At 69.5% G+C, this 11,391-nt stretch carries 13 protein-coding genes; 8 read left to right on the top strand and 5 right to left on the bottom strand.

Going from position 1 to position 11,391, the window contains the following annotated elements:
* From ACQHIV_RS17445 to ACQHIV_RS17435, 3 genes are all read right to left on the bottom strand, one after another.
* Positions 1 to 1,530 (bottom strand): NCS1 family nucleobase:cation symporter-1, encoded by a 1,530-nt coding sequence (locus ACQHIV_RS17445; protein WP_427895566.1) that lies wholly within the window; start codon positions 1,528 to 1,530, stop codon positions 1 to 3.
* Positions 1,531 to 1,774: 244 nt separating this feature from the next.
* Positions 1,775 to 2,542: an MBL fold metallo-hydrolase gene (locus ACQHIV_RS17440; protein ID WP_427895564.1), complete on the bottom strand. Its 768-nt coding sequence runs from the start codon at positions 2,540 to 2,542 to the stop codon at positions 1,775 to 1,777.
* Positions 2,543 to 2,552: 10 nt separating this feature from the next.
* Positions 2,553 to 2,933, bottom strand: a complete 381-nt coding sequence (locus ACQHIV_RS17435) for an EF-Tu/IF-2/RF-3 family GTPase (RefSeq protein ID WP_427895562.1) — start codon at positions 2,931 to 2,933, stop codon at positions 2,553 to 2,555.
* A gap of 93 nt (positions 2,934 to 3,026) precedes the next feature.
* On the opposite strand from ACQHIV_RS17435, the gene ACQHIV_RS17430 reads away from it, so the two are divergent.
* From ACQHIV_RS17430 to ACQHIV_RS17405, 6 genes are read left to right on the top strand one after another with little or no spacing between them, the layout of a single operon-like run.
* The gene (locus ACQHIV_RS17430; RefSeq protein ID WP_427895560.1) at positions 3,027 to 3,668 is read left to right on the top strand and encodes a ThuA domain-containing protein; all 642 of its coding nucleotides are present in this window, start codon (positions 3,027 to 3,029) and stop codon (positions 3,666 to 3,668) included.
* Positions 3,653 to 4,756, top strand: a complete 1,104-nt coding sequence (locus ACQHIV_RS17425) for a Gfo/Idh/MocA family protein (RefSeq protein WP_427895558.1) — start codon at positions 3,653 to 3,655, stop codon at positions 4,754 to 4,756. The genes ACQHIV_RS17430 and ACQHIV_RS17425 overlap by 16 nt, the downstream gene beginning before the upstream one ends.
* Positions 4,757 to 4,805: 49 nt before the next feature.
* The gene (gene hrcA / locus ACQHIV_RS17420; protein WP_427895557.1) at positions 4,806 to 5,828 is read left to right on the top strand and encodes a heat-inducible transcriptional repressor HrcA; all 1,023 of its coding nucleotides are present in this window, start codon (positions 4,806 to 4,808) and stop codon (positions 5,826 to 5,828) included.
* 34 nt (positions 5,829 to 5,862) lie between these two features.
* Entirely contained in the window at positions 5,863 to 7,008 is a 1,146-nt protein-coding gene (dnaJ, locus tag ACQHIV_RS17415; RefSeq protein WP_427895555.1) for a molecular chaperone DnaJ, read from the top strand.
* 14 nt (positions 7,009 to 7,022) lie between these two features.
* On the top strand, positions 7,023 to 7,739 hold the full coding sequence (locus ACQHIV_RS17410) for a 16S rRNA (uracil(1498)-N(3))-methyltransferase (protein ID WP_427895553.1): 717 nt from the start codon (positions 7,023 to 7,025) through the stop codon (positions 7,737 to 7,739).
* A 38-nt stretch (positions 7,740 to 7,777) separates the two neighbouring features.
* The gene (locus ACQHIV_RS17405; RefSeq protein ID WP_427895552.1) at positions 7,778 to 8,122 is read left to right on the top strand and encodes an ArsR/SmtB family transcription factor; all 345 of its coding nucleotides are present in this window, start codon (positions 7,778 to 7,780) and stop codon (positions 8,120 to 8,122) included.
* A gap of 1 nt (position 8,123) precedes the next feature.
* Here ACQHIV_RS17405 and ACQHIV_RS17400 read toward each other — a convergent pair whose 3' ends face one another.
* Positions 8,124 to 9,197, bottom strand: coding sequence for a Gmad2 immunoglobulin-like domain-containing protein (locus tag ACQHIV_RS17400; protein ID WP_427895550.1), 1,074 nt, complete (start codon positions 9,195 to 9,197; stop codon positions 8,124 to 8,126).
* Positions 9,194 to 9,703, bottom strand: a complete 510-nt coding sequence (locus ACQHIV_RS17395; protein WP_427895548.1) for a SigE family RNA polymerase sigma factor — start codon at positions 9,701 to 9,703, stop codon at positions 9,194 to 9,196. Before ACQHIV_RS17395 ends, ACQHIV_RS17400 begins: the two co-directional genes overlap by 4 nt.
* Positions 9,704 to 9,987: 284 nt before the next feature.
* On the opposite strand from ACQHIV_RS17395, the gene ACQHIV_RS17390 reads away from it, so the two are divergent.
* Positions 9,988 to 10,914: a PhoH family protein gene (locus ACQHIV_RS17390; RefSeq protein ID WP_427896514.1), complete on the top strand. Its 927-nt coding sequence runs from the start codon at positions 9,988 to 9,990 to the stop codon at positions 10,912 to 10,914.
* A complete protein-coding gene (ybeY, locus tag ACQHIV_RS17385; RefSeq protein WP_427895546.1) occupies positions 10,911 to 11,390 on the top strand; it encodes an rRNA maturation RNase YbeY in 480 nt (159 codons plus the stop codon). The genes ACQHIV_RS17390 and ybeY overlap by 4 nt, the downstream gene beginning before the upstream one ends.
* Position 11,391: the final 1 nt, after the last annotated feature.

Below are 11,391 nucleotides of genomic sequence, written 5' to 3'. Positions count from 1 at the left end.
CTAATAAGTGGGAGCCGCGTGCGTGGCCGTCGACTGGCGGTTCGGCGCGGTCAGTGTGAGGACGAAGTACGCGAGGAACCCGGCGGCCAGACCGATCGCCCAGGAGTAGTCGTACAGCGGCTTGAGGAACGGGATCAGGCCGTTCTGCGGGAACGGGCCGGCGCCCGGGTTCGAGTACGCGCCGCCGACCGCGAGCACCGAGCCGAACAGGGTCGCGACCACGCCACGCCAGTTCCAGCCGGCTGTGTACCAGTACCGGCCGTCCACCTTGTAGAGGTCGGCGAGTTGCAGGTTCGTTCGGTCGATCAGCCAGTACCCGGCGATCAGTACGCCGGCCACCGACGCGAGCAGGCCGCCGTAGAACGACAGCCAGACGAAGATGTAGATCGACGGGTCCGAGATCAGCCGCCACGGCTGGATGACGATCCCGACCACGCCGGTGAGCAGGCCCGCGGTGCGGAAGTTCAGCCAGCGCGGCAGCGCGTTCGCGAAGTCGTACGACGGGCTCACGACGTTCGCCGCGACGTTGCAGGACATCGTCGCGAGGATCGCCGTGATCAGGCCGATCGTGACGATCACCGGGTTCTGGAACCGGCGGGTGAGCTCGACCGGGTCCCAGATCGCCGAACCGTAGAGCACGACGGTCCCGGACGTGGTGATGATCGAGACCAGCGCGATGAACGACATCGTGGTCGGCAGCCCGATCACCTGGCCCCACACCTGCGCCCGCTGGCCCTTCCCGAACCGGGTGAAGTCCGGCATGTTCAGCGACAGCGTCGCCCAGAACGCGATCATGCCCATCAGCGACGGCGCGAAGATCTTCCAGAAGTCGGGTCCCCAGCCGAGCTTCGACGGCTGCGACAGGATCGGGCCGAAGCCGCCGGCCTTCACCAGGATCGCCACCATCAACGCGACGAACGCGATCGTGACCAGCGGCGCCGCCCAGTTCTCGAACCGGCGCAGGCCCTCGATGCCGCGGAAGATCAGCACCATCTGCAGGGCCCAGAAGAACAGGAAGCTCACCCACATCGTCCACGGGTGACCGCCGATCGCGGACGCCTCGGTCCAGCTCCTGCCGAGCAGCTCGCCGACGATCACGAAGATCGCCTGGCCGCCGATCCAGGTCTGGATCCCGAACCAGCCGCAGGCGATGAACGCGCGCAGCAGCGCGGGGAAGTTCGCGCCGCGGACGCCGTAGAAGGCCCGCGCGAACACCGGGAACGGGATGCCGTACTTCGTGCCCGCATGGCTGTTCAGCAGCAGCGGGACCAGGACGATCAGGTTCCCGAGGGTGATCGTGAGGAACGCCTGCAGCCAGTTCATCCCGAGCGCGACCAGCCCGGACGCGAGCAGGTAGCTCGGGATGTTGTGCGCCATCCCCATCCACAGCGCGGCGTAGTTGTACGTCGTCCAGGTCCGCTCGGGCAACCGCGTCGGGGCCAGCTCGGCGTTCGCGTACGGACTGCCTCGGAGTGCTTCGGAATCTGTCAGCTCGACGCGTCCGTCGGGATGAACGGTCTGTATGGCCATAGGTCCCACCCCATCCGGTCGGGCGAAGTCCGTTCCGAACAAGTTGCGCGACCGGCGACCCGATGTCAACGGAAAGGGCCTAGGTGGTGTCCGGCAATTCCCCGCCTACTGCGGGGCACCCGGCACGGCACCTCGCCGCACGGGTGCAAAGGCCACGATGCTCCGCATCGAGACCTTCGCCCCCGCACGCCGAGCTACCGCACCGGGCACCTCCTCGCTACGGCGCGGAATTACCGGACACCACCTATCCAGGACCGAGCAACGGGAGGCTCGGGCGTTGTGGGGTGCCGAGTGCGGCGTAGCCGCGGCGGATGGCGTCCTGGAGTTTCTCGACCGGCCAGGGCCAGTCCTCGGTGCTTCGCAGGGCGTCGTCCAGCGAGGTGCCGGCGTGGTGCAGCGACGAGATCAGGTTCGCGACCTTGCCCAGCTCGATCGCCTGGTCGTGCGCGAACTCCAGGTCGACGACCGCGCCGTGACCCGGGACGATCCGCACGGTCGGCGGCATCATCCCGACCACGGCCTGGATCGTGTCCGGCCACTCCAGCGGGAACGAGTCCGCGCCGTACGACGGCGGCGCCGACTCCTCGAGCAGGTCGCCGACGAAGAACACCTCGACGTCCGGCACCGCGACCACGGTGTCGCCGGACGTGTGCCCGTTGCCGACCCACAGCAGCTCGACGCGGCGGTCACCGAGGTCGATCACCTTCGCGGCCGCGAACGTCGTACCGGCCAGGTTCTCCTCGGCGGCGGCGTTCTCGTGCAGGAAGACCTCGGCGCCTTCGAAGACGCCGTTGCCGTTCACGTGGTCGAAGTGCGCGTGGGTGTTGACGACCCACTTCACCGGGAGGTCGGTGACCTCGCGGATGTGCTCGCGGAGCTGCTCGGCCTCGTCGGCGGTCGCGCGGGTGTCGATCACCACGGCACCGTCCGTGCCGGCGACCAGGCCGACGTTCAGGTCCCATTCGTCGTACCGGCGGACCCAGGTGCGGTCGCCGAGCTCCTGCCAACTCATGCGCTCGACATTACTTGCTGAGTACGTCGCCCCTCGCCACCTGGTCCCGCTTGACGCCGCGGAGCAGCAGGCCGACGTTGTCGCCGGCCTTCGCGGTCCGCATGGTCTTGCGGAACATCTCGACCCCGGTCACCTCGACCTGCAGCAGCGGCTGCCCGGCGCGGCTGATCATGACCTGCTCGCCGACCGACACCATCCCGGTCTGCACCCGCCCGGTGACCACGGTCCCGCGCCCGGTGATCGAGAACACGTCCTCGACCGTCAGCCCGAACGACCCCACCGGCAGGGTGTCCTGCGGGCGCTCCGGAAAGCTGTTCGGCTGCGCGTGCCCGCGCGCCAGCATCTCCTGTGGATCCATCGGATTCGACCGCTTCCAGAACTTCCAGCCCATGCCTTGAGAGTAGTGGTTGGCAAGCCCTCTCCCTTCGACTTAAGGTCGCAAGTGTTCCGAACGGAACTCCGAAACTTTCGAAGGGTGGCCGGTGTGACGACACGACGTGCGGTTGTGGTCCGGGGTGGCTGGGAGGGGCACTCGCCGGTCGAGGCGACCGACCTGTTCATCCCGTACCTGAAGGAGAACGGCTACGAGGTGACGGTCTCGGACAGCACCGCGGCGTACCTCGACCTGGACGGCGTCGACCTCGTCGTTCAGTGCGTGACGATGAGCGAGATCGAGAACGACCACTTCAAGGGCCTGGAGGCGGCGATCCGGCGCGGAACCGGGTTCGCCGGCTGGCACGGCGGGATCGCGGACTCGTTCCGCAAGAACGTCGACTACAGCTTCATCACCGGCGGCCAGTTCATCTCGCACCCGCACGGCTTCACCGACTACCGGGTGGACATCATTGCCGACCACCCGATCGTCGAAGGCATCAAGCACTTCGACGTCCACACCGAGCAGTACTACGTGCACGCCGACCCGACCAACAACGTGCTGGCCACCACCACGTTCGAGGCGCACCCGGACTACCCGTGGATCGAGGGCGCCGTGATGCCGGCGATCTGGACCCGTACCTGGGGCGAGGGCAAGGTCTTCGTCTGCACGGTCGGCCACAAGCTGGACGACCTGGAGACGCCCGAGGTCCGGACGATCATCGAGCGGGGGCTGCTGTGGGCGAGCAAGTGACCGGAATCGGCATCGTCGGGACCGGCGTCATCTCCGGCACGTACCTCGACCACCTGGCCAAGCTCCCCGGCGTCGACGTGGTCGCCGTCGCGGACCTGGACGTCGCGCGCGCGCAGGCGATCGCGGACCAGAACCCGAGCATCCGCGCGCTGTCACCGGAGCAGCTGTACGCCGCCGACGACGTCGACATCGTCCTCAACCTCACGATCCCGGCCGCCCACGCCGCCGTACACCAGGCCGCGCTGGCCGCGGGCAAGCACGTGTACGGCGAGAAGCCGCTGGCGATGGACCGCGCCGAGGCGGAGCCGCTGCTGAAGTACGCCGCCGCCAACGACCTGCGGATCGGCTGCGCGCCGGACACGGTCCTCGGCACCGGCACCCAGACGGCCCGTGCCGTGATCGACCGCGGCGACATCGGCATCCCGCACGCGGCGACCGCGTTCATGGTGACGCCCGGCCACGAGCTGTGGCACCCGGCGCCCGAGTTCTACTACAAGCCCGGCGGCGGCCCGGTCCTCGACATGGGCCCGTACTACGTCACCAGCCTGGTCACGCTGCTCGGGCCGGTCGTCCGGGTCACCGCCCGCGCCGGCCGGGCGAAGCAGCAGCGGAAGATCCACACCGGCCCCCGCGCCGGGACCGTGTTCGACGTCGAGGTGCCGACGCACGTCACCGGCGTACTGGAGCACGAGTCGGGCGCGCTGACCACCGTGCTGATGTCGTTCGACGTCTGGGCCGGGCGGCTGCCCCGGATCGAGGTCCACGGGACGGACGGCAGCCTGTCCGTGCCGGACCCGAACGGCTTCGACGGGACCGTCGAGATCGTCACCCCGGAGCAGCGCGAGTGGACCGAGGTGCCGGTCGCGGGCGGGTACGCCGGAGCCGGCCGCGGGGTCGGTGTCGCGGACATGGCCCGGGCGTTGCGCACCGGCGAGCCGCACCGGGCGTCGGGGGAGCTGGGGTACCACGTGCTCGACGTACTGGAGTCGTTCATCGACTCCGCCGTCCAGGATCAGCCGCTCGATGTGGCGAGTACCGTGACGCGTCCGGCGCCCGTTCCGTTGGGAGCCTCGCCCGAGACCGCCTAGACTGGCACTCTGAACGACTGAGTGCCAAGGGTCTGAAAGGGTGGTGCGCGTGCTGGACGACCGCAAGCTGGATGTGCTCCGCGCCATCGTCGAGGACTACGTCGCGACCCACGAGCCGATCGGGTCGAAGGCACTGGTCGACCGGCACAACCTCGGTGTCTCACCGGCCACCGTGCGTAACGACATGGCGGCACTGGAGGAGGAGGGGTACATCACCCAGCCGCACACCAGCGCCGGCCGGATCCCGACCGACGCGGGCTACCGGCTGTTCGTCGACAAGCTGAGCACGGTCAAGACGCTGTCGACGGCGGAGAAGAAGGCGATCACGTCGTTCCTGGCCGGTGCGGTCGACCTGGACGACGTGGTCCGGCGTACCGTCCGGCTGCTCGCCCAGATCACCCGCCAGGTCGCCATCGTGCAGTACCCGTCGCTGAACCGGTCGAGCGTGCGGCACATCGAGGTGGTCACGATGACGCCGCGCCGGCTGCTGCTGGTGGTGATCACCAGCAACGGCCGGGTCGAGCAGCGGATCGTCGAGCACCCGCACGACGTCGACGAGCAGTTGACCGCGGACCTGCGCTCCCGGCTGAACACGGCACTCGCCGGTCAGCGACTGACCGACGCGGCGACGGCGCTCGCGAGCGTGCCCGACCTGTTCGCGCCCGGCGACCGGTCGCTGGTGTCGTCGATCGTCACGACGCTGTTCGAGGCGTTCACCGACGAGGTCGGCGAGCAGCGGATCGCGGTCGGCGGCGCCGCCAACCTGACCCGGTACGGCGACGACTTCGAGCGCAACGTGAAGCCGGTGCTGGAGGCGCTCGAGGAGCACGTGATCCTGCTCAAGCTGCTCGGCGAGGCGACCAACCCGCAGACGCTGACCGTCCGGATCGGTCACGAGAACCCGTTCGAGGAGCTGGCCACCACGTCGGTGGTCGCGACCGGGTACGGCTCGAAGTCGGAGGTGCTCGCCACTTTGGGCATCGTCGGGCCGACGCACATGGACTACCCCAGCACGATGGGCGCCGTACGGGCCGTCGCGCGCTATGTCAGCCAGATCCTGGCTGAATCATGACGAATCTGATGAAGACAACCCCCTGGTCTGGAGTATGAGCACCGATTACTACGCCGTCCTAGGTGTCAGCCGTGACGCGTCACCGGACGAGATCAAGAAGGCGTACCGCAAGCTGGCGCGCCAGTACCACCCGGACGTGAACGACTCCGAGGACGCGCACCAGAAGTTCCAGGAGATCGGGCGCGCGTTCCAGGTGCTCAGCGACCCGCAGAAGCGGCAGATGCACGACCTCGGCGGCGACCCGTTCGCGTCCGCGGCCGGCGGGCCGGGCGGGGCCGCGGGCTTCGGGCAGGCGTTCACGTTCACCGACATCATGGACGCGTTCTTCGGCCAGACCGGCGGCGCGACCCGCGGGCCGCGGCCGCGGACCCGGCGCGGCCAGGACGCGCTGATCCCGCTCCGGATCGACCTGGCCGAGGCGGCCTTCGGTACGACGCGGGAGCTCAAGGTCGACACCGCCGTACTGTGCCCGACCTGTAGCGGGTCCGGCGCGGCGGCCGGGTCCGAGCCGGTCACCTGCGAGATCTGCCACGGGCGCGGCGAGGTGACGCACACGCAGCGGTCGTTCCTCGGCGAGGTGCGGACGATGCGCCCCTGCCCGAACTGCCGCGGCTACGGGACGACCATCCCGAACCCGTGCGTCGAGTGCTCCGGCGACGGGCGCGTGCGGTCCCGCCGTACGGTCACCGTGAAGATCCCCGGCGGCGTCGACAGCGGGACGCGGGTGCAGCTGTCCGGCCAGGGCGAGGTCGGCCCCGGCGGCGGCCCGGCCGGCGACCTGTACGTCGAGATCGAGGTCGAGCCGCACGAGATCTTCACCCGGAACGGCGACGACCTGCACTGCACGGTCACGCTGCCGATGACGGCGGCCGCGCTCGGCACCACGATCGACCTGCCGACGCTGGAGGGCGAGACGACGCCGCTGGAGGTCCGGCCCGGTACCCAGTCCGGGACGACGCAGACGCTGACGGCGCGCGGCGTACCCCGGCTGCGGCACGCCGGGCGCGGTGACCTGATCGTCCAGGTGATCGTCGAGACCCCGACCCGCCTCGACGACGCCCAGGCCGACCTGCTCCGCCAGCTCGCCGTGGCCCGCGACGAGGAACGCCCCCAGGGCCAGGTCCAAGCCACCCACAAGGGCGTCTTCGGCCGCCTCCGCGACGCCTTCGGCGCGCACTAGAAACGCGCCTGCCGGTGGGTGTCGCGGTGTTCTTCCTCCCCGAGCTGGTCGGGGAGGAGCTGGTGCTCGACGGTGCCGAGGGGCGGCATGCTGCCGTCGTACGGCGGATCGGGGCCGGTGAGCGGGTTCGGCTGACCGACGGGCGGGGCGGGTGGGCCGAGGGGGCTGTGGTTGCGGCTGCCAAGACGGGCGTGACGGTGGCGGTCGACGCGCGCGGGACGACTCCGGCGTACGACCCGCGGGTGGTTGTGGTGCAGGCGGTGCCCAAGGGGGAGCGGGCCGAGCTCGCGGTGGAGATGCTGACCGAGGTCGGCGTCGACGTGATCGTGCCGTGGAACGCCGAGCGCAGCCAGTTCCGGGCGAACCCGGAGCGGGTCGAGAAGATGCTCGCGAAGTGGCAGGCCTGGGCGTTCGAGGCGAGCAAGCAGTCCCGCCGCACCTGGTTCGCCGAGGTCGCCCCGCTCGCCACGACGGCCGACGTCGCGCAGCGCCTCGCCGCCGCGGCGCTCCCCGTCGTACTGCACGAAGAAGCCACCACCCCGCTGGCCTCCCTGGAGACGCCGCCGGCCGGCGACATCGTGCTGGTGATCGGCCCCGAAGGCGGCATCGCCCCGGCCGAGCTGGCCGCGTTCGCCGCCACCCCGATCCGCCTCGGCGACACGGTACTGCGCACCTCGACGGCCGGCGTCGCCGCTGCCGCCGCCCTGCTCGCCCCTTCGCGCTGGCGGTAATCTGTTAGACAGCAGCCGAACACGCGAGGACTGAACCCATGGCCGTCGAAACCGCCAGAGCCCGCACGCTCACGCACGTCGACCCCGCCGGGGTGACCCTGCAGTCCGCCCTCGACGCCCTCGCCGACCCGGTCCGCCGCTCGATCCTCCGCGACCTCGCCGCCCACGACGACTGGACCCGCGCCTGCGGCACGTTCGACCTCCCGGTCAAGAAGGCCACCGCCAGCCACCACTTCGCCGTACTGCGCTCCGCCGGCCTGATCGAGCAACGCGACGAAGGCGCCCGCCGTCTGAACCGCCTCCGCCGCCCCGAGTTCGACGCGGCCTTCCCCGGCCTCCTGACCGCCACCATCGACCGCGACCCTGACCAAGCGGCCGACTGACCTACTTCACCAGGATCGCCTTGCTGTCGGTGTCGGTGACCGTGCCGTCGGCGGGGGACACGAGGTACACGCTGATCTGCCACGGCCCCGGGCTGAGCGTCAGCTGGAACGAGTACGGCGCGAACGCCTGACCCTGCTTGGTGTTCGTGTGGCTCTTCCGGACCTCGCGGGTCTTCAGGTTGGTCGCCTGGTAGTTGACCGTCGCCTCGAACGCCGCCGCGACACCCTGCACCGTCACCTTCGGCGTCAGCGCCTGGTCCTGGGTCGGCGAGTCGATCCAGACCAGCGCCTGTACGTCGGAGGCCAGCGCGCGGTTCAGCGGCGCGCTGGCGTCGATCCGGCCGAACAGCTGCTGCACCGCCTGGCCGTTCTGGGTGATCCGGACCGGGGTCTGGTCGTCCTTCAGCGCGCCCTGGACCGTGTACACGAGCTGCTGCGCCGCGACCCGTGCGACGTCCTCGTCGAGCGTTGCGTCCGGCAACTGCTTGAAGTCGACCGTCACCTCGTCGTCGTCACGGGTCACGGCGTTCACCGCGGCGCCCCGCCAGACCGAGTAGTAGTCCGGGTCGTTCGGGTTCTTCGTGGTCATGATCCGGACCGCCTGTTCCGCCGGGCGACCGCTGACCTTCGCCCAGGTCCGGTACAGCCGCGCGGAGGTCTTCTTCTGCGCGCCGACCTGGGTGCCGAGCCAGTAGACCGGGACGAGCATGTCGCGTACCGATGTCTCCGGTACGCCGCGGGTCTTCGGGGCCTGACTGGGCATCGGGGAGGCGGTGAGCACCGTGGGCGCCTGGGTCTCCGGGAGGGCGGAAGTGGTGCGCTGGCCGGCGACCGAGTCCCCGTCGTTGGCGGTCGTGTCGGTGTTGGCGAACACGGTGAAGGCGCCGATCGCGGCGGCCGTGCCGACCGCGGCGACACCGGCGGTCAGGAACCAGGGGCGGTGCGTGGACGGGCGCTGGGCGTGCGCGCGGTTGCGGATCTCCAGCAGCGCGTCGGCCGGCTCGATCCGGTCCGCCTCCTCGTGGAGGGCTCGCCGCATCAGCTCGTCGAACGGGTCGTGAGAGTTGTCGTTCATACGTTCTGCTCCAGGAGCTGGCGCAGCGACTTGGTCGCGCGCGCGGCGTGGCTCTTCACGGAGCCCCGGCTGATGCCCATCGTGTCGGCGATCTCCGCCTCCGACAGGTCACCGTAGTACCGCAGCACCATCACGGTGCGTTGCTTCTCCGGCAGGGTCCGCATCGCTTCGACGACCCGGTCGGTCTCCTCGGTCCGCAGTACCGCCTGCTCGGCGCTCGGTTCGTCGGGCAGCGACTTCGGGGTGTGCTTGTCCACCACGACGAGGTGGCGCTGGCGGGACCGGCAGCGGTTCACCACCGCGGTCCGCAGGTACGCGAGCGCCTTGTGGGGATCGCGCAGCCGGTTCCAGCGGCCGTGCATCGCGACGAACGCGTCCTGCACGATCTCCTCGGCCGTGCCGGTGTCGCGCAGCAGCAGCGAGCCGAGGCGGACGAGCGACGTGTAGTGCGCGGTGTAGACAGCCGTCAGCGCCTCGTCTGCACTCCACGAGGACTCATGTGTCACGCACTCTTCGTACACCACGGCCGGTTGTGCCACGAAAAGACGACGCCAAGAGTCCGTCCCAGGTTGACAACGGCCGGACCCAATCTGAAGGCAACCTGAGGAGGCCGCCGGGGAATTACGCGTGAGGCTGTCGGCGGGGACGGCTAGCATGGAGACTCACATCACCAGTACTCAGGAGGAAGAGCCTGTCCAGGCCACGCAGTATCGAACCGGAAGCGCACCGTAACGGTGCGGTGACCGCCACGCAGGCGTCCCACAAGATCGTCGTGCCGAACAGCATCGACATGGTGGCCCTGCTCGGAGCCCGGGACGAGTTCCTCCGCATCATCGAGAAGGAGTTCGCCGCCGACATCCTGGTCCGCGGCAACGAGATCTCGATGACCGGTGAGCCTGCCGAGCTGGCGCTGGCCGAACGGCTCTTCGACGAGCTGGTCGCGGTCGTGCGCACCGGCCACGGGCTGACTGCCGACTCGGTCGAGCGCAGCATCGCGATGATCAAGCAGGCCACCGCGGAGTCGCCGCGCGAGGTGCTGACCCAGAACATCCTGTCCAGCCGCGGCCGCACGATCCGGCCGAAGACGCTGAACCAGAAGCGGTACGTCGACGCGATCGACAAGAACACGATCGTGTTCGGCATCGGCCCGGCCGGTACCGGCAAGACCTACCTGGCGGTGGCCAAGGCGGTCCAGGCGCTGCAGGCCAAGGAGGTCAACCGGATCATCCTGACCCGGCCGGCCGTCGAGGCCGGCGAGCGGCTCGGCTTCCTGCCCGGCACGCTGTCGGAGAAGATCGACCCGTATCTGCGGCCGCTGTACGACGCACTGCACGACATGCTCGACCCGGAGTCCATCCCGCGGCTGATGACCGCCGGCACGATCGAGATCGCGCCGCTGGCCTACATGCGCGGCCGGACGCTGAACGACGCCTACATCATCCTGGACGAGGCGCAGAACACCTCGCCGGAGCAGATGAAGATGTTCCTCACCCGGCTCGGCTTCGGCTCGAAGATGGTCGTCACCGGCGACGTCACCCAGGTCGACCTGCCGAACGGGACGAATTCCGGGCTCAAGGTGGTGCAGGAAATTCTCGAAGGGGTGCAGGATCTGGCATTCTGCCGGTTGACATCGCACGACGTTGTCCGGCACAAGCTGGTCGGCCGGATCGTGTCGGCGTACGAAAACTACGAAGGCAGCGCTGATTCCCACCGATGAACGTCGAGGTCAACAACGAGTCCGGCGTGGAGATCGACGCACACGGACTGATGCGGCTCAGCCGGTTCGTGATGTCGTCGCTGCGGCTGCACCCGGAGTGTGAGCTGTCGATCAAGCTGGTCGACGAGGACACCATGGCGCGGTACCACGTCGAGTTCCTGGACCTGCCGGGTCCGACCGACGTGATGTCGTGGCCGATGGACGAGCTGCGGCCGGGCTCTGACGGCGACGCGGACGACGACCTGCCGCTCGGGCACCTGGGCGACATCGCCCTCTGCCCGACGGTGGCCGCCGCCCAGGGGGCGAAGGCCGGCCACGGCACGTGGGCCGAGCTGGAGCTGCTGACCGTGCACGGCATCCTGCACCTGCTCGGTTACGACCACGCGGAACCCGCCGAGAAGGCGGAGATGTGGGACGTCCAGGGCCGCCTGCTGGAAGCATGGCGATCCCCTGGAAACCATCTCGGTCAGGAGTGAC

It is taken from the genome of Kribbella polygonati, from assembly GCF_050320105.1.
Taxonomy (GTDB): domain Bacteria; phylum Actinomycetota; class Actinomycetes; order Propionibacteriales; family Kribbellaceae; genus Kribbella.
This window is presented reverse-complemented; position numbering and strand designations above follow the sequence as displayed.